At 49.7% G+C, this 17,400-nt stretch carries 13 protein-coding genes and 1 tRNA gene; 6 read left to right on the top strand and 8 right to left on the bottom strand.

The window, feature by feature from the left end; translation table 11 throughout:
- Positions 1–121 precede the first annotated feature (121 nt).
- The 4 genes from EYA81_RS11605 to EYA81_RS11620 all read right to left on the bottom strand — a co-directional run bounded on the left by EYA81_RS11605 (position 122) and on the right by EYA81_RS11620 (position 5,456).
- Positions 122–3,394 carry a S41 family peptidase gene (locus EYA81_RS11605; RefSeq protein ID WP_131225775.1) on the bottom strand — a complete coding sequence of 1,091 codons (3,273 nt, stop codon included), beginning with the start codon at positions 3,392–3,394 and terminating at the stop codon, positions 122–124.
- Between the two features lie 76 nt (positions 3,395–3,470).
- Positions 3,471–4,250 (bottom strand): DnaJ domain-containing protein, encoded by a 780-nt coding sequence (locus tag EYA81_RS11610; protein WP_119961778.1) that lies wholly within the window; start codon positions 4,248–4,250, stop codon positions 3,471–3,473.
- Positions 4,251–4,449: 199 nt separating this feature from the next.
- A tRNA-Pro gene (locus EYA81_RS11615) sits at positions 4,450–4,523 on the bottom strand.
- Between the two features lie 183 nt (positions 4,524–4,706).
- Positions 4,707–5,456 (bottom strand): NigD-like protein, encoded by a 750-nt coding sequence (locus EYA81_RS11620; RefSeq protein ID WP_165491384.1) that lies wholly within the window; start codon positions 5,454–5,456, stop codon positions 4,707–4,709.
- A 373-nt stretch (positions 5,457–5,829) separates the two neighbouring features.
- On the opposite strand from EYA81_RS11620, the gene EYA81_RS11625 reads away from it, so the two are divergent.
- Positions 5,830–6,360: an HU family DNA-binding protein gene (locus EYA81_RS11625; protein WP_008665685.1), complete on the top strand. Its 531-nt coding sequence runs from the start codon at positions 5,830–5,832 to the stop codon at positions 6,358–6,360.
- Between the two features lie 51 nt (positions 6,361–6,411).
- Here the strand turns inward: EYA81_RS11625 and aroB are convergent, their stop codons facing one another.
- Entirely contained in the window at positions 6,412–7,473 is a 1,062-nt protein-coding gene (gene aroB / locus EYA81_RS11630) for a 3-dehydroquinate synthase (protein ID WP_117974686.1), read from the bottom strand.
- A 207-nt stretch (positions 7,474–7,680) separates the two neighbouring features.
- Between aroB and EYA81_RS11635 the strand changes: the two genes are divergently transcribed.
- The 3 genes from EYA81_RS11635 to cls all read left to right on the top strand — a co-directional run bounded on the left by EYA81_RS11635 (position 7,681) and on the right by cls (position 12,744).
- Entirely contained in the window at positions 7,681–8,094 is a 414-nt protein-coding gene (locus EYA81_RS11635) for a hypothetical protein (RefSeq protein WP_016274145.1), read from the top strand.
- Between the two features lie 108 nt (positions 8,095–8,202).
- Positions 8,203–11,127, top strand: a complete 2,925-nt coding sequence (locus EYA81_RS11640; protein WP_117964895.1) for a TonB-dependent receptor — start codon at positions 8,203–8,205, stop codon at positions 11,125–11,127.
- A 177-nt stretch (positions 11,128–11,304) separates the two neighbouring features.
- Positions 11,305–12,744 carry a cardiolipin synthase gene (gene cls, locus EYA81_RS11645; RefSeq protein ID WP_117964893.1) on the top strand — a complete coding sequence of 480 codons (1,440 nt, stop codon included), beginning with the start codon at positions 11,305–11,307 and terminating at the stop codon, positions 12,742–12,744.
- Between the two features lie 64 nt (positions 12,745–12,808).
- Here the strand turns inward: cls and rsmD are convergent, their stop codons facing one another.
- From rsmD to EYA81_RS11660, 3 genes are read right to left on the bottom strand one after another with little or no spacing between them, the layout of a single operon-like run.
- Positions 12,809–13,357 (bottom strand): 16S rRNA (guanine(966)-N(2))-methyltransferase RsmD, encoded by a 549-nt coding sequence (gene rsmD / locus EYA81_RS11650; RefSeq protein WP_131225777.1) that lies wholly within the window; start codon positions 13,355–13,357, stop codon positions 12,809–12,811.
- Positions 13,348–14,127, bottom strand: coding sequence for a DUF3822 family protein (locus EYA81_RS11655; RefSeq protein ID WP_117588673.1), 780 nt, complete (start codon positions 14,125–14,127; stop codon positions 13,348–13,350). The genes rsmD and EYA81_RS11655 overlap by 10 nt, the downstream gene beginning before the upstream one ends.
- An 18-nt stretch (positions 14,128–14,145) precedes the next feature.
- Positions 14,146–14,832, bottom strand: a complete 687-nt coding sequence (locus EYA81_RS11660) for a hypothetical protein (protein WP_117964889.1) — start codon at positions 14,830–14,832, stop codon at positions 14,146–14,148.
- Between the two features lie 95 nt (positions 14,833–14,927).
- On the opposite strand from EYA81_RS11660, the gene EYA81_RS11665 reads away from it, so the two are divergent.
- Both EYA81_RS11665 and EYA81_RS11670 read left to right on the top strand, forming a co-directional pair.
- Positions 14,928–16,346: an ATP-dependent RecD-like DNA helicase gene (locus tag EYA81_RS11665; protein ID WP_117588671.1), complete on the top strand. Its 1,419-nt coding sequence runs from the start codon at positions 14,928–14,930 to the stop codon at positions 16,344–16,346.
- Between the two features lie 76 nt (positions 16,347–16,422).
- Positions 16,423–17,232 (top strand): hypothetical protein, encoded by an 810-nt coding sequence (locus EYA81_RS11670; RefSeq protein WP_117588670.1) that lies wholly within the window; start codon positions 16,423–16,425, stop codon positions 17,230–17,232.
- The last annotated feature ends 168 nt before the right edge of the window (positions 17,233–17,400 follow it).

Here is a 17,400-nt window from a genome sequence, read left to right on the forward strand (position 1 = left end):
AGTGAGATAGAAAAAGGCATTGTTTTCTTGTGGTATATAAAAAAGGAGTTAAACCACGGTTTAACTCCTTAATATATATTGGCCTATATGGCCGGTATTCCTGCGTGGGGCAGGGCGGTACTTATTTTTCGAGTTCCTTCAGCAGTTCCTCTACGGCAGCTTTCAGTTGTGTGTCTTCTCCCTTCACGATGGTCTCGGGTGAATTGGCTACCTTGATGTCCGGCTCCAGCTGCGAGTTCTCCAGATAGCTGCCGTCTGGTAGGCGGTAGCCCACGACGGGGATGCCGAATACCAATGACGGGTCTTGCAGGCGTTCCCATGAGACGCTGGTCATGGTTCCCGGCACGGGCATACCTACCAGCTTGCCGATGCCGCGGTGGCTGTATACCCACGGCGTGCCGTGCGCATTGGAGTAGTTGGCCTCGCACATCACCATGATGGAGGGTTTGTTCCAGCGGCGGCTGGGCATGTCGCACGCCTCGCGGCCGCGCACCACCTGGGTGAAGTATTTCTGTCCGCTGAAAAGTATTTCTATATCCTCGTGCAAGCGTCCGCCGCCATTGAAACGGGTGTCGATGACGATGCCTTCGCGGTTGTTGTACTTGCCCAGGATGTCCGAGTAGACAGAACGGAAACTGTCGTCTCCCATAGACTCAATGTGCACGTAACCCAATCGGCCACCCGACCATCGGTCAACGTCTGCCGCGCGCTGTTTCACCCAGCGGCTGTAGAGTAAATCGCTGAACGCACCGTTCGTAATGGGGATAATGACCTCTTCCCAGTGCTCCTTGGTCTGCGGGTCGAAGAGAGAAACAAGTGTTTTCTTCCGTGCCTTGTTGTTGAGCAGCGTGTAATAGTCCGCATCGGGGGTGATTTCCACGCCGTCTATCTTTTCGATGACTGTGCCGGCTTTCACCCGGGTGTTGGCTGTGTCGAAGGGGCCTTTCTCTACTACTTCGGCAATGAGCATGCCCCGGCCCGTGTAGTTCCAGTCGAAGAACAGTCCCAGACTGGCAGTAGGCTCGAACTGCCCTTTGGGATAGAAACGGCCGCCGGTGTGAGATACGTTCAGCTCGCCCAGCCATTCGCTCAGCAGTTCGGCAAAGTCATAATTGTTGTCGATATGGGGCAGGAAGCGGCGATAGGCGGCGGTCATCTTCTCCCAGTCCACTCCGTGCATATTGGTATTGTAGAATCGCTTCTGCTGCTGGCGGTACACGTGGTCGAACATGTATTCGCGCTCCGCAGCCAAATCCATCTTGGCATCTACCTGGAAGGTGATGGGGGTCAGCGCATCGGATGAAGTGTCCATTTTCTGCATCTTGCGGCTGCCCAGCAGGAAGAGGCTCTTGCCGTCCTTGTCCAGCTGCATGTCTGCCCATCCAGCGTCCATCTTGTGCAGCAGGCGGGTCTCTTTCTTGCGTAGGTCCATCTTCCAGAGGTCGTAGCCGCCTTCGAAGGCAGCCAGGTAGTAGAGTGTCTCGCCATCCTTGGAGATGATGGTGCTGCCCATGTCGGAAGAATTCGGGGTGAGGCGCACCACACGGTCTTCGATGCCTCGCAGCTCGACGACGATGTCTTTCGGCTGGTCATCTTTTTCGTCAGTATTGCTGTCTTTCTTGTCGTCTTTCTTCTTTTTATCCTTGTTTTTGTCTTGGGGGGTGTCTTTTCCGGCAGACTTCTTCTGTTCCTTCTCCAGCTCCTTGCGCAGTTCGTAGTCTTCCTTGCTCAGGCAGTATTTGTCGTAGGCGTCTTGGTTGAGGAAGACGAGCATGGCGTCGTTCAGCGAGCCCCATGAGGCGTGGGCACGCATGCCGTAGCGTTCGGTGGTGAAGAGGATGGCGTTGCCGTCCAGCGCAAAGCGGGGATAGCCGCTCATGTAGCCGCTATTGGTGAGGTTGATGATGTCTTTGCCTCCCTCTGCGCTGACCAGGCCGATGTCGGAGTAGGGGTCGTGCTTGTTGCCGGTGAACTCAAGTGTAAACCACTTGCCGTCCGGCGACCATGCGTAGTCAAATCCTCCGCCGGTGCTGTACCAGGTGGAGCCGTCCGTAATCTGGCGCACCTTTTTCGTTTCCAGATTGAGCACCATCAGCCGGATGCGGTCTTCGATAAAGGCGAGTTCCTTACCGTCGGGCGAGAATTGCGGATGGGCACGTTCCACGGTGGTGGAGGGCAGCAGCACTTCTTCTTCAATCAGCGTGGCGTTCGGGAAGTTAGGGTCTTCCTTGCGGGCTATCTTGGCAAGGTAGAGCTGCCAGTTGCCGCCTCGCTCGCTGGCGTAGGCCAGGGTGCGGTTGTCTGGCGCAAAGGAGAGGCCCGCTTCGCGTGCCGGTGTGTGCGTCACCTGCTTGGTAGTGGCATAGTCTGCCGAAGTGACAAAGACTTCGCCGCGCAGAGTGAAGGCAATCTGCTTTCCGTCCGGGGACACAACGGCAGAAGTGGCTCCGTCGGAAGACTGCAGGTTGGCGAATTGCGGCCGGTCATCGCGCACAATTTCTATGGCGACTTTCTTCGGGGTGGCATCCGGCTGCTGGGTATAGATTTCGCCGTCGTAACCGTAGCACAACGTCCCGCCGTCACTCATAGAGAGGAAGCGCACGGGATGTGTCTTGAAGCTGGTGATGGGCTTCACCTCTCGGGGCTGTGCCAGTGGGAAGGCATACACATTGAATGAGCCGCCGTTTCTCTCACTCAGAAAGTAAACCGTTCTTCCATCGGGTGACAACACCGGGTTGCGGTCTTCGCCCGCGTGGTCGGTGAGGTTGGTATGGATACCCGTCTTTGCATCATACAGCCAGATGTCGCGGGTGATGGAGGAGGTGTGGTGCTTTCTCCATTCATCTTCAAATCCCTTGCGGTCTTGGTAGAGGAACTGCTGGCCCGCCTTGTCGAAGCAGACCGCTTCGGCAGGGGTGCCCAGCACTTGTTCCGTACGCCCTCCCGTTGCAGGTACTTTGTAAAGCTCGGTCATGGCCGACGTGGGGAAAAGAGCGCTGCTTGCCGGGTCCTGGATGGAGGCGGAAAACAGGATATACTTTCCGTCCGGAGTGAATGTGGAGGGTATCTCGCCGGTGGAGTGGGTAGTGAGCCGTTGGGCGGTTCCGCCGTCTGCCGGCATCACGAATACGTCGAAGTTGCCGTATCTGTCGCTGGCAAAGGCAATCTGTTTGCCGTCCGGCGACCATATGGGGGTACATTCGTAGCTCTCTTGGGTAGTAAGCTGTGTGGCGGTTCCACCTTTGGCAGGCACCTTGTAGATGTCTCCTTTGTAGCAGAATGCGATTTCCGTACCGTCGGGAGAAATTTGCACATCGCGCATCCAGAGCGGCGTGGCGGCATGTCCGGCAATGGCAGTAAGGCCTAGTGCAAGGATTGCAAGGGTTTTCTTCATAAATGTGTGGGTTGATGTTAATATAGAATGTTTATAAACGTCATGATGCTGTCCACAAGGCAAGGCACGAGGTATGTCATTTCATACCTCGTGCCTTGTATATCTGTTCTTTGGCATTGTTGATGCTTTGGAACTTCTCTTCTGCGGCTTTCTTGATGTCTTCGCCCAGCGTTGCCACCCGGTCGGGATGGTGTTTCAAGGCTAGGCGGCGGTAAGCGGCACGCACTTCGTCATTGGTGGCGGTAGGTTCAATTTCAAGTACTTTATAGGCCTCGTTCAGTGAGCTGCCGCCCAGGTTGAGCATGGATTCCACTTCCTTGACGGATAGTCCCATGTACATGGCCACTTCTTTCAAGGCTTCTATCTCCTCGTTGCAGACGTGTCCGTCGCTTTTGGCAATTTCTACCAAGAATACCAGCAGTTGCAAGCGTTCCTCGTATGTCAGGTTGGCGGCAATCTGCGTTCCACAGTCACGGATGGTGTTTTTAAATGCCAGTGGGTTTTGTCTGTCCATCTGCTTGCGCTGTTCGAAGAGGTTGAGCAGTATTCGTTCTCCCTCGCCCACGGCAGCCTCACCGAATGTGCTTCTCAGAAAGCGGCGGACGAATTCCATTTCACTATGCATGATGCGCCCGTCTGCACGGATAATGTACGAAGCCATCACGAGCATGGAGAAGAGGAAACTGTTCCGTTGCCCGGTATAGGTAGTGCCGCGCGTTGGTTCTTCTCCATAATAACTGCCTGCGTCATTTGAATCGGTGTCGAACAGTGAACCGAATACAAAACCTGCCAAGGCTCCCAGCGGTCCTCCGGCCATGAAACCGATGATGCCGCCTATCCATTTAGCTGCTCCCATAATTTTTTTTGTTTAAAGTGCAAAAATAGAGATTTCTTACGAGAATTCCAGTAATTTGATGGGCTATTCTCACTGAAGCGAATAGCACCGTCTTCTTTTTGTACATATTCAGCATATTCATGGCAGCAAGTCTGTCATTAAGAAATACTATAAAAATTAAGGAGTTAAGTCTTAGACTTAACTCCTTAATGCTCAACAGTCGGGATGACAAGATTCGAACTTGCGACCACACGCCCCCCAGACGCGTACTCTACCGGGCTGAGCTACATCCCGAATTGCGGGTGCAAATGTACGGCTTTATTTTAAAATAGCAAATATTTATAGTGCTTTTTTTATTGAATGAACCTATATTTTGCAGTTTCAAGGCTTTCGGCCAACGTGCCCTACTTTCTTTTTACTTGTATGCCTGCTTCGCAAGGCAATGGCTTTGAGCGGGCAGGCATACTTTGAATGAAGTTATTGCAGGTTTAGGCTATTTCTTACGGAAGTGACAGCCGGACTTTCGGGCGTTACGGATTTCCGGGTACAATAATCGAATTCCGCAGACTTTTCGCCGCTGAATGATTTCCATTTCAGTTTCAATTTAACGGTCTTGCCTTCTGTATCAGGCAGGGCATCCAACTTGAAAGCAACCAGACCGTCCGCATACCTGCCGTAAATATCGCCCTTGGCATTGTGGCGGAATTCTACTTCATACGGGTTTTCCGGATTCTCGCTCAGCAGCAGATTGACAAAGTGCTTTGTTTGATAGTCTCCTTGCTGAGTTCTAAAGCGAAGGGTTAGATAACCGTCTTCTGCAATGGTCACCCAATCGTTCACAATTTCCACCGGGTCGGTGCCGTATACGGTATCGTTCTCTTCACCCAAATCCGGGGCGATGGGTTTGGTAAGGATACTGTCTATCCAGTTTATATGTACAGCTTGGGTGTAGATATCGCTGGGCTCGTCCACTTCCTTGTAGTTTACCAAAGCGCGGACTTCCTTTTCGCCATAGGGAGATTTCGTCATGTTGGTAGGCAGCAGAGTGGTCTTGTCATCCAATTGCAGAAAGACTGTCTGGTCTGCATCGGTCTTTACCGTTACCAGGGCATTGGGGAATCTCATGGCATAATTATCATCGTCGTCCAGGCATGATTGGAGGCTTAAGGAACTGATGGTTGCAATAGCGATTAAAATTTTCTTGTTAAAGATTGACTTTATTTTCATAGTGTACTCTTTTAAATTAAACATTCGGAATAGGCTTCACTTTTATAAAAATAGCATATTTGCGAAAACCCTGCATGCGGCATTGTTAATTAATGATAAGAGCCGGAGTAAGCTGGTGCGGAACATTATTCCCCGATACATGAAAGATATTTGTATATCAGGTGGAATATGATTATCTTTGCTGTATGAGATGCACATCTCGCGTGTGTTGAGATGTATGTCTCGAACTGCATGAGATGTGCATCTCGTGCATGTTGGGGAATAGCTGTCCGGCAGTATGGAAACTGGCTTTCTGTTGAGGGGAAGTAAACTTCGGGTGGGGTGTCGGCAGTCTGGTTGCAGTAAGAAACATTATGTTCATTGTGAAAAGAGTATGAGTATAGTCTATTTGGTTCGAAAGAAGGTTTTCCGCACGGCGGAAGGGGTGAAGCAACTCTATTATGCTGTGCAGCGTGTGTTACAGCGGCGTGGAGGTGTGACGGCAGAGCTGCTGGCGCAGCGTATGGCATCCAGAAAAGGGATGAGTTCGGGAGACGTGCAGAGTGTATTGATAGATTTGCCGAAGTTTATAGAGGAAGCGCTGATGGAGGGAGAGTCGGTGACCATTAAGGGGCTGGGTTCCTTCCATGTGGCGGTGACGAGTGACGGGTTTGAGCATCCCGACGATGTGATGCCGGGCAAGGTGCGCTTATCTCGTGTCTATTTTCGTCCGGATAAGTCGCTGGTGGCGAGGCTGAACAGCGGGATGGATTTCTACCGTTATCCGCTTAGCCGATATTTCCCTCACGATATGTTGCGGCCGGAAACGCTGCGAAAGGAGCGGGCCGAGGGAAAGACGGGAATTCCGGATGAAGACCCGGTTGGGATGGAAAATGATACGGAGGACTTTTCGGGGGAGGAGTGAGCGATGAATGTGGAAGAATTCAGAGAATACTGTCTCTCCTTGCCGGGAGTGCTATGCTCCCATGCACTCCCTATAAAAGTCGAACATCTCGAAGATAGTATCCTTGTCTGCCGTCTGGTTGAGACAGATGTTACCCACTTCTTTCAATAGGGTGAAGTTGATGACTCCGGCGGTATTCTTCTTGTCATGCTTCATCAGTTCGTACAGCTGGTCGTACTGTTTGCAGTTGAAGGAGAAGCTGCCATAATTCTCTTTGACGAATTGGATGGTCTGGCGCATCTTGTCCTTCGGGAATCCGGTCTTTATATAAGAAAGGTATAGTTCGCAGACCAGCCCCCATGCCACTGCATAGCCGTGCAGCACCGGACGGTTTTCGGCAAGGGCGAGGCTTTCGAAGGCGTGTCCCACGGTGTGCCCCAGGTTCAGGGCTTTGCGGATGCCATGTTCCTGCGGGTCTTCTTCTACGATGTGTTCCTTTACCTGCACGGAACGTCCTACCATGGACTTCAGCAAGGCATAATCTATCTTCTCCGTATCGAAGGCCAGCAGTTCTGCCAGATGTTCCGGGGTACTGATGAGGCCGTGCTTCAGCATCTCCGCATAGCCGGAGAAGAAGTTATGAGCATCGAGGCTGCGCAGGAACTCGGTTTCCAGCAGCACGCAGGCGGCAGGAGCAAAGACGCCGATTTCATTCTTCAGACCGTTGAAGTTGATGCCCGTCTTGCCTCCCACGGAAGCGTCGACCATGGCGAGCAGCGTAGTGGGAACGTTGATGTAGGCGATGCCCCGCTTGAAGGTGGAAGCGGCAAAACCGCCAAGGTCGGTCACCATGCCACCGCCCAGGTTGATGAGCAGGGAGTGGCGGCTGGCCCCTTTCTCACTCAGGGCTTGCCATACGGCAGCCAGCGTTTCCAGATTCTTGTGTACGTCTTCTGCACCGATAATAATTTCTTCCGCTTCTTCCAAGGCGGGGATACCGTCCAGATGCGGGCGGCAGAGGCGGTGGGTATGCTCGTCGGTAAGGATGAAAAGCTTGTCATGGGGACACTTCGCTATGGCATGCGTCAGGCTGTTTGCCAGTCCTTCGCAAAGGATTACTTCTTGTTTACTCATCTTGTTAATTACAAATTACGAATTACCAATTACTGATGTTACGGATTATGAAGGAAAGGGGGCCTTCTTCATTATATTGTGGCACAAAGATAGCTCTTTTGGCAATAAAACGTTATCTTTGTCCCGTGAAATTCTATGGGTGGCAAGGCGTTTCCGTCATCTGCCTCCCACTATTTGTAATTAGTAATTTGTAATTGATTGATAGAAATGAGAGCATTACTTCCCGTTTATTGCCGTCCGCTGGGTTATTTCATCATAGCTTTGGCGTTGTTCCTCCCTTTCATATTCCTATTGTGGGGAAAAGTGACAGATGCCAACTTGCTGTTTTACAAGGAATGCTCCAAACTCCTGATGATGATGGGGGCACTGATGATAATCTTTGCCTTGACGAAGAACGAGAATAAGGAGATAGAGCAGGTGCGCAACAAGGCCACGCGCAATGCCATCTTTCTGACCGTTCTTTTTATCTTCGGCGGTATGCTCTACCGGGTGGCGCAGGGTGACCTCCTTTCGGTCGATTCTTCTTCTTTTCTCATATTTCTTATATTGAATGTGCTTTGCTTGGAATTTGGTATAAAGAAAGCGACAGTTGATAGATTATTTAAGCGGAATAGTCGATAAACGGAGCAAATCGTCATGTGGGGCATTAAACCTTTTGCCCGGAAGTCTGTCAAATGAAACAGTGAATAAAAGGCATTGTTCATTTAAGAATAGACAAAGAATAGACACATGAAGAAAATTATCACGGGGATGGCGTTGCTGTTGGTAACAACGCTGTCTGCATTCTCACAGACCAAAAACATTACGGTATCGGGCCGTGTCGTGGAGGACACCAAGGAGCCCGCGATACAAGCTACCGTGCAGTTGCTTTTGTTGCCAGACAGTGTCCAGGCATCGGGTACGGCTACTACGGCACAAGGTTATTTCACTCTTCCCAAAGTCAGTGCGGGTAAATACGTGCTAAAGGTTTCTTATATCGGGTTCAAGAGCCGGTACATCCCTTTACATCTTTATGCCACGACAACCGCCAAGAACGTGGGTACCCTGACACTGGAAACGGATGCGGTGATGCTGGCCGAGGCTGTGGTTACGGCAGAAGCGCCGCAAGTGCAGGTGGTGGAAGATACATTGGTCTATAATTCCTCTGCTTATCGTACCCCCGAGGGAGCCATGCTCGAAGAGCTGGTGAAGAAGTTGCCCGGTGCGGAGATTGATGACGAGGGGAATGTGAAAATCAACGGTAAGGACTTGTCGAAGATTATGGTCGACGGGAAGGAGTTCTTTGGTGGAGACGTAAAGACCGGTTTGAAGAATCTGCCGGTAGATATGATAGAGAAGCTGAAAACCTACGACAAGAAGTCCGATTTGGCACGTATCACCGGTATTGACGACGGTGAGGAGGAGACGGTGCTCGACCTGACCGTAAAGAAAGGCATGAACCAGGGGTGGTTCGGTAATGCCGATGTGGCCGGAGGTACGGAAGACCGCTACATGGGACGTGTTATGCTGAACCGTCTTGTTGAAAATACTCAAGTTACTCTTATTGGCTCTGCCAATAACGTGAACGACCAAGGCTTTTCAGGCGGTGGCGGTCCTCCGCGCTGGCGCAGGAACAACGGACTTACTGCAACGAAAATGCTGGGTGTAAACTTCGCTACCCAGACCGATAAACTGGAACTGGGTGGTAGTGCACGCTACAACTATCAGGATGGGGACATTGCAAGCATTGGCTCTACCGAGGACTTTCTGCCGGACGGCAACTCTTACTCCAACTCGAACAGCAAGCAACGTAACAAAGCCAAGAATTTCAATGCCGATTTCCGTATGGAGTGGAAGCCGGATTCGATGACGAATATTATTTTCCGCCCCAACTTCTCGTATGGTAAAACGGACAATCTCTCCAATTCTGAGAACGGTACGTTCAATTCCGACCCTTACAGTCTGGTGAGCGCCCCCAATAACTGGCTGAATCTGGAGAAGATTCTCAATCCGGACGATGACCCGTTGAGAAGTATCCGTATAAATGCCATCAATAGCGGTTCGCTGAGTGACAATAAGAGTGTGTCTACGGATGCAACCTTGCAGTTGAACAGAAAGCTGAATGACAAAGGACGCAATGTCACGTTCCGTGGAAGGTTCGGTTATACCAATACTGACAACAACCAGTATACGGAGTCGGAAACGCACTACTTCCAGTTGTTGAATGCTTTGGGAGGAGACTCCATCTTGGTACGTAACCAGTACATCACTACTCCTACCAAGAACTACAATTACAGTGCACAGCTGACTTACAGCGAACCGATAGCCCGTGCCACTTTCCTGCAATTCAGCTATCAGTTCCAGTACAAGTACAGTGAGAGTGACAAGACGACGTACGATTTGCAGGGCTTTCCGGATTGGGGATTGTCAACCCAGCTTCCCACGGGATATGAAGAGCATGCGGTGGACAGTCTGGGTAAGTATGCGGAATATCGCTACTACAACCACGATGCATCCGTGTCCTTACGCTTTATCCGCGAGAAGTATCAGCTGAGCGCAGGTATGTCGTTTCAGCCGCAACATTCTGTGTTGTCCTATAAACGTGGCGACTATATGATTGATACCACCCGCAATGTGTTCAACTTCGCTCCGAACCTGGACTTGCGCCTCCGTTTCTCCAAAGTGAGCCAGCTGCGTATAACATACCGCGGGCGTAGCAGCCAACCGAGTATGGAGAATCTGTTGCCGATTGTGGACAACTCCAATCCGCAGAATGTGCGTATCGGTAATCCGGGCTTGAAGCCTTCCTTCACGCACAGCATGAGATTTTTCTATAATACGTATAATGCCGAAAAGCAACGCGGTATTATGTCGCACGTCAATTTCTCGGCAACGCAGAATAGCATCAGCAACAGCCGTGTGTACAATTCGGAAACCGGTGGATGGACTACAACTCCGAAGAATATCAACGGTAATTGGAATGCGTTCGGCTTGTTCGGCTTCAATACAGCGCTGCCCAATAAGAAGTACACCATCAGTTCTTTCTCCAATGCCAGATATCAGAACAATGTGGCTTATCTGACGTCCGGTAAGGGAGCAGATGCCGTGGAACGGAAGAATACGACCACCAACCTGACGCTGGGCGAACGTCTGAATGCCGCCTATCGTAACGACTGGTTTGAATTCGGCTTGAACGGAAGCATCTCCTATTCAATAGAGAAGGATAAACTGACGCCTGACAATAACCAGGAGCCCTATACCTTCTCCTACGGTGCCAATACGCAGATTTCCATGCCGTGGAACATGACGCTCTCTACCAACATTGCCAATCAGAGCCGTCGCGGATATACGGACAGTAGTATGAACCGTAATGAGCTTATCTGGAATGCGCAGTTGTCGCAGACTTTTCTGAAAGGAAATGCCACTGTCAGCTTCGAGATGTACGACATTCTGAAGAAGCAGAGCAACATCAGTCGTTCGCTGACTGCAAGCGGTCGCTCGGTGTACGAATATAACGGCGTGAACAGCTATTGCATGCTTCACTTCATCTATCGTCTGAATATTTTCGGCAGCAAGGCCGCACGCGACAAGATGCAGGGTCGACGTGGCTTCGGTGGTCCGGGCTTTGGTCCGGGGCATGGTCCTGGCCGTTTCGGAGGGCATAGGCCGTTCTAAAATCCTTTTCTGTATAAGGTTTGTAAAAGACACAGAGGCACAGAGCTTATTCTTTATATTATATAAGCTCTCTGTATCTCTGTGTCTTTGTGATTTTCCTTTTCTTTTTCTTTCATTTCATTTTTTGTACTTCATTTCTTTTTCCTACATTTGTTTCACACTTAATTGTCTGTGAACATGCTTGATTGGAACTTTATTGCCAGCCAGATTGCTACGATAGCCTTCGACATTGTTTATTTCGGTGCCATCATCGGAACGATTGTCGTCATTATCCTCGACAACCGCAATCCGGTGAAAACCATGGCATGGATACTGGTATTGATGTTCCTTCCTATCGTGGGGCTGGTGTTTTACTTCTTCTTCGGGCGTAGTCAGCGCCGTGTGCGCATGATAGGGAAGAAGAGTTACAGTCGCTTGTTGAAGAAACCTATGGCGGAATATCTGGCGCAGGATTCATGTACGCTTCCCATCAATTACAGCCGTCTCATATCTTTGTTCCGTAATACCAACCAGGCTTTCCCCTTCGATGGAAACCGGGTGGAAGTCTATACCCTGGGGCTCTCCATGCTGCAATCCCTGCTGCGCGAATTGGGGAAAGCAACGAAGCATATCCACATGGAATTCTATATCTTTGAGGACGATGCCATCGGGCGCTTGGTGCGTGATGTCCTGATGGAAAAGGCGCGTGCCGGGGTAGAGGTACGTGTGATTTATGATGATGTGGGTTGCTGGCATGTTCCCAACCGTTTTTTTGAAGAGATGCGCGAGGCCGGTATCGAGGTACGCAGCTTCCTGAAGGTACGTTTTCCGCTTTTCACCAGCAAGGTGAATTATCGTAATCATCGGAAAATAGTTGTCATTGACGGGCACATCGGCTTTGTGGGGGGGATGAATCTTGCCGAACGCTATATGCGCGGATTCTCATGGGGCATCTGGCGGGATACACATCTGCTGCTGGAGGGCAAGGCTGTTCACGGATTGCAGACCGCCTTCCTGCTCGATTGGTACTTTGTGGACCGTACACTGATTACGTCTACCCGCTATTTCCCGAAAATAGAAAACTACGGTACTTCCTTGGCACAGATTGTAACGAGTGAGCCCGTGGGCCCATGGAAAGACATTATGCAGGGCCTCGTCATATCCATTTCCAGCGCAAAGAAATACTTCTATATCCAGACTCCCTACTTCCTGCCAACCGAAGCCGTACTTGTTGCCATGCAGACAGCTGCCTTATCAGGTGTGGATGTGCGTCTGATGCTGCCCATGCGTGCTGATAATCGCTTGACACATCTGGGCTCCTGCTCTTATCTGGCAGATGTGCTCTATTCGGGAGTCAAGGTCTATTTCTATAAGAAGGGCTTCCTACACTCCAAACTGATGGTTTCGGATGATGAGTTGTCCACGGTAGGCTCCACGAATGTGGATTTTCGCAGTTTTGAACATAACTTTGAGGTGAATGCCTTCATCTATGACACAGAAACAGCGCTTCAGATGCGCGAAATCTTCCTCCAAGATCAGCGCGACTGCGTACAGGTATTCCTGAAGAACTGGGTGAAGCGCCCTTGGTATCGTAAGGCTGCAGAGAGTGTGGTGCGGCTGATGGCGCCGCTTTTGTAAGTGGAAAGTTGAAAATGAGATAAAAATCAATACCTGATACATTCTCACCATTCATTTCCCATTTTCAATTTTCACCTTTCCGTTTAAAGAATGAGAAGTTCACGCTCCCGTACACCCTTCTCTCCACAAAGTGCGGATGTCCTTCGAAACTGTTTTTCTTCCCGTGTTCCAGAACGAAGAGGCCGTCTTCTTTCAGCAGGTTGTTTTCGAAGATAAGGTCGGGCAAAGTTTCCAGCCCGGCAAGTTCGTAGGGAGGATCGGCAAAGATAAAGTCGAATTGCTCCCGTCCGCTTTTGAGGTATTTGAATACGTCACCGCGTATGGGCAGGCACTTGTCCGTCTTTAATTCCTGCATAATCTTGCAGATGAAGGCATAGTGGTCGCGGTCTTTTTCCACGCTGATTACTTGGTCGCAGCCTCTGGACACAAGCTCGATGCTGATGCTGCCCGTACCGGCAAATAGGTCGAGGGCACGGATGCCGTCCTCAAAGTCCATGTAGTTGGAGAGTACATTGAACAGATTCTCTTTGGCAAAGTCTGTGGTGGGGCGTGCCTTGAAGGAGTGGGGCACGTCGAAACGTCGTCTTTTGTATATTCCACTGATTACTCGCATAGGGTTATGGCTTGCAGGTCAAGATTAGTGGCGGGATTCATGATGAATACCTGCCGGATGAATTTTCGCAGTTCGGGCAGTAGCAGCTCTTTGTCGTTCAGGTCACCGGTTAGGTGCAGCTCATCGCGCTCCTGCTCGAAGCCGAGTTGTTTCCATATATATAATAGGTAGTAGACACGGTCGGGTGTGCTTCTGCACTCAAAGGAATTGGCTAGAAGCAGGCGTCCGCGCTCGTAGCCGTATACGTCTACGGCATCTTTTCGCAAGTGTGCATACATTTTCCGGCTGTTGCCCAAGCGGCTCTTTGAAGAGAAGAACTCAATGAAGGGGCTGGCTTGGGAATAGAACTTGACACCGGGATACTGTTCGCGAAGGAAGGAACAGGCACTCTTATCCATGCCGAACAGTACGACAGTGTTGTTCTTATGCAGTATGTTGTATTGTACGGTTTCATTTTCCCGTTTAGGGTGGTTGTGATAGAAGATGATTTCCGTTTGTTCGTCTTCGAAGAACTCCAGGGGAATGAACGTGAAGCGTTTGTCTGCCATGAGCACATTGACACGGCGGAAGGGGCGTTTCAGCCACTCCAGCTCGCGGAAAGTCTGTTTCAGATTGGCAGTGAGGGAGAGGGACTCATCCACTTCACGGTCGTAGTAAGAAAACTCACCGTCGCCCAGAGGATTGAACACAGAAAAAGAAAATCCATCCGTGCTGAGACGGATGGATAATGTATACTGTTCCGATTTATTAAAATCAGTCGTTTCTATCATACGTTTGTCGGGGTGAGATTATTCCCAGTTACCGGCGTTGTTGTTAGCTGTTTCCAAGCTACCAATCATCAGACCGCAGTACTTGCCAAGTTTGGTTTGTACGTCCTTGATGTTAGCAATTTCCTGCTTATCCAGACCGTTCAAGTAAACTTCATACGGAGTCTTCACTTCGAGCAAACAGAAAGGAGCACCGGATTTGGCTGTATCGTTCTTGATGGCCATTTCGAATTGTGCACCGTTTCCGAAGGGAACATATCTCATTGAATCGGGGTTGAAACCTTTCGGGAAGATAGTGTCCAATACGGCTACCCACAAGGTATCACGTTTGAAGTTTTCCAATCCCCATTTCTTTACTTCATCATATTTGCCGGTCTTCTTGGCTTTATTGATGATGTTGATGGCTTTCTTTTCAGTCAGACCGTCTTCCAGCTGCTTATCGTTCAGTTCTCCTTGCTTGAAGATGAACGGAAGTTTCTGGTTTTTAACAAAGTCAATCAGAGAGTCGAAGCTTGCAGTATATTGCTGGTCATGTAAAGTACGATATTCCAATTGTGCTTTACGGATGTCAATCAGACGTGCAATGACAGCTGCATCTCTGTGCTTCTTTGCTTTTTCAAAGTTGATAGGACCCATAATGCTGGCGTAACAAATATAAATTAGCACCAAAGCACATAAGCCTAAAATGACATTAAATACTGTTTTCATGATAAATATGTTTTTTAGTTGTTATATTCGCACCGCAAAAATAAAAGAAATTAATTTAAAAACGATAGTTCCCTTTACTTTTTTCTGTTACAAAAATGATAAATAACTATTTAGAAAGGCAAATTAAGGAAAATTTTCCTTACCAACCAACTCCTGAGCAAGAAATTGCTGTAAAATCTTTATCGGAGTTCCTTCTATCACCTTGTAGCGAGGTGGTTTTTATGCTTCGTGGTTATGCGGGGACGGGTAAAACATCGTTGGTCGGTGCCTTGGTGCGGACGTTGGATAAGCTGCAACAGAAGTCGGTATTGCTGGCACCAACCGGGCGGGCGGCAAAAGTTTTTTCATCGTATGCGGGGCATCCGGCGTTTACAATTCATAAAAAAATCTATAGACAGCAATCTTTCTCCAACGAGCTGAGCAATTTTTCTGTGAACGATAATTTGACAACTCACACTCTCTATATAGTGGATGAGGCCTCGATGATTTCCAATGAGGGACTGTCCGGTTCCATGTTCGGCACGGGCAGGTTGCTGGACGACCTGGTGCAGTTTGTCTATTCCGGCCAGGGATGCCGTTTGCTGCTGATGGGCGATACGGCACAGCTGCCGCCAGTGGGGGAGGAGCAGAGTCCTGCCCTCTTTGCCGATGCCTTGAAAGGCTACGGGCTGGAAGTGGTGGAGGTGGACTTGACGCAGGTAGTGCGTCAGGAGCAGCAGTCGGGTATCTTGTGGAATGCCACCCGCCTGAGGCAGTTGATAGCGGAAGACGATTGTTACAGCCTGCCAAAGATAAAGGTTTCGGGGTTTGCCGATATTAAAGTTCTGCCCGGTAATGAGCTGATAGAGACGCTGAGCTCTTGCTACGACCGCGACGGGCTGGATGAAACCATCGTGGTGTGCCGTTCCAATAAGCGGGCGAACATCTACAACAAGGGCATCCGTGCGCAGATTCTCTGGCGTGAGGATGAATTGAACACCGGTGATTTGTTGATGGTGGCGAAAAATAACTACTTCTGGACGGAAAAAGAGAAGGAGATGGACTTCATTGCCAACGGTGAGACTGCCGTAGTGCGCCGCGTGCGCCGTACGCGGGAGCTGTATGGTTTCCGCTTTGCGGACGTGACGCTGGTCTTTCCTGACTATAACGACTTTGAACTGGAAGTGAACATGCTGCTCGATACGCTGCATACCGACTCGCCTGCGCTGCCTAAGGCAGAGAACGACCGGCTTTTCTATTCCGTCCTCGAAGACTATGCCGACATCACCGTGAAGCGTGAGCGGATGAAGAAGATGAAGGCAGACCCGTATTACAATGCTTTGCAGGTGAAGTATGCCTACGCCGTGACTTGCCACAAGGCGCAGGGCGGGCAGTGGAGGAATGTATTTCTGGACCAGGGCTATATGACGGACGAATATTTGACACCCGATTACTTTCGTTGGCTCTATACGGCTTTTACCCGTGCCACGGGAACGCTCTACTTGGTGAACTATCCGAAAGAACAAATCGTTTGAAAAAGAGAGGGGTACCGATGCAGTATTCCGGTATTTTTTGTATTTTTGTAGATAGAACAACTATAACAGAACAAGTATGAAGAAGCTATATTCTCTCTTTGCCTTGATAGCACTGCTGTTTACCGCTTCCGGTTGCGAGGACGATTACCGGAGCATGGTACTTTTCGAAGGCGTGGAGCCTATTTATCAGATTGGGACATGTGATAATCTGGTGTCTAATCTTTCTTATTATCTTTCTGAAACAAACGAAGATACAGTGCTGGGCATTGACGGTGGTGACGGTTCCTATAATGTGATTAACGAACATGAGTCGGTGGCTTCCGTGACTTTTACCGATGAGGTCAACGGTTATCAGCGTATCAAAATTCATCCGTTGGCAGAGGGAGAGACGATTGTGAAGGTGATGGATGGTTCCGGTGAGGAGACCCAACTGCGCATCACGGTGAAAGGTCGCAGGCAATATACGTTGACGAAGATGGGCTCCGAGTATGGTATCAGTAATGGTGCACTGACGGAACTGCTGAGTGATGTCTCTAAGGCGCTTGCCGAGCGTCCTTGGGTGAAGGATGGCGGGTATTATGTGCTGGTACCCGAAGATTTCTCCAATAGTATGTGGAAAGGTGTATTGGAAATCTATCCGACGGGGAAAGAGGAGGAACCGCTAATGGGAATATACGAGACAGTTCCAGTGGAAGATGAGAACGGAGATACATATGCACTGTGGCAGTTTACTTATAATGGAGAGAAGAGGCTCTTTACGCGGACGGTCTCGGGAAATGGTAAATGTGTACTTGCGGAAAATGTAACTCCTTTCTGTCCTTCCGGTTTGTTGCCCGAAGGTGCACTGGTGGTTTATCGCGAGATGTTTCTACTTCGGACGGAATGAGGTTTTAGTGAAAATCTTGTCAAGAGTAGATTTACGAAAGATTAACAGACGGGAGGCTTAGGCTTCCCGTTTTTGTTTCTGTTGTGCATCATCTGTCTGTTCTGTATGCATCATTCGTTTGCTTCGAATGTATTGTCTGTTTGTTCTGGACTAATCATCCGTTCCCTC

The sequence above is a fragment of the Bacteroides sp. A1C1 genome (assembly GCF_004328515.1).
Lineage (GTDB): Bacteria > Bacteroidota > Bacteroidia > Bacteroidales > Bacteroidaceae > Bacteroides > Bacteroides uniformis.

Excerpts from the sequence above, each read along its gene's own strand:
- EYA81_RS11605 (WP_131225775.1), bottom strand. The coding sequence starts at position 3,394 with ATGAAGAAAACCCTTGCAATCCTTGCACTAGGCCTTACTGCCATTGCC.
- EYA81_RS11610 (WP_119961778.1), bottom strand. The coding sequence starts at position 4,250 with ATGGGAGCAGCTAAATGGATAGGCGGCATCATCGGTTTCATGGCCGGA.
- EYA81_RS11620 (WP_165491384.1), bottom strand. The coding sequence starts at position 5,456 with ATGAAAATAAAGTCAATCTTTAACAAGAAAATTTTAATCGCTATTGCA.
- EYA81_RS11625 (WP_008665685.1), top strand. The coding sequence starts at position 5,830 with ATGAGTATAGTCTATTTGGTTCGAAAGAAGGTTTTCCGCACGGCGGAA.
- aroB (WP_117974686.1), bottom strand. The coding sequence starts at position 7,473 with ATGAGTAAACAAGAAGTAATCCTTTGCGAAGGACTGGCAAACAGCCTG.
- EYA81_RS11635 (WP_016274145.1), top strand. The coding sequence starts at position 7,681 with ATGAGAGCATTACTTCCCGTTTATTGCCGTCCGCTGGGTTATTTCATC.
- EYA81_RS11640 (WP_117964895.1), top strand. The coding sequence starts at position 8,203 with ATGAAGAAAATTATCACGGGGATGGCGTTGCTGTTGGTAACAACGCTG.
- cls (WP_117964893.1), top strand. The coding sequence starts at position 11,305 with ATGCTTGATTGGAACTTTATTGCCAGCCAGATTGCTACGATAGCCTTC.
- rsmD (WP_131225777.1), bottom strand. The coding sequence starts at position 13,357 with ATGCGAGTAATCAGTGGAATATACAAAAGACGACGTTTCGACGTGCCC.
- EYA81_RS11655 (WP_117588673.1), bottom strand. The coding sequence starts at position 14,127 with ATGATAGAAACGACTGATTTTAATAAATCGGAACAGTATACATTATCC.
- EYA81_RS11660 (WP_117964889.1), bottom strand. The coding sequence starts at position 14,832 with ATGAAAACAGTATTTAATGTCATTTTAGGCTTATGTGCTTTGGTGCTA.
- EYA81_RS11665 (WP_117588671.1), top strand. The coding sequence starts at position 14,928 with ATGATAAATAACTATTTAGAAAGGCAAATTAAGGAAAATTTTCCTTAC.
- EYA81_RS11670 (WP_117588670.1), top strand. The coding sequence starts at position 16,423 with ATGAAGAAGCTATATTCTCTCTTTGCCTTGATAGCACTGCTGTTTACC.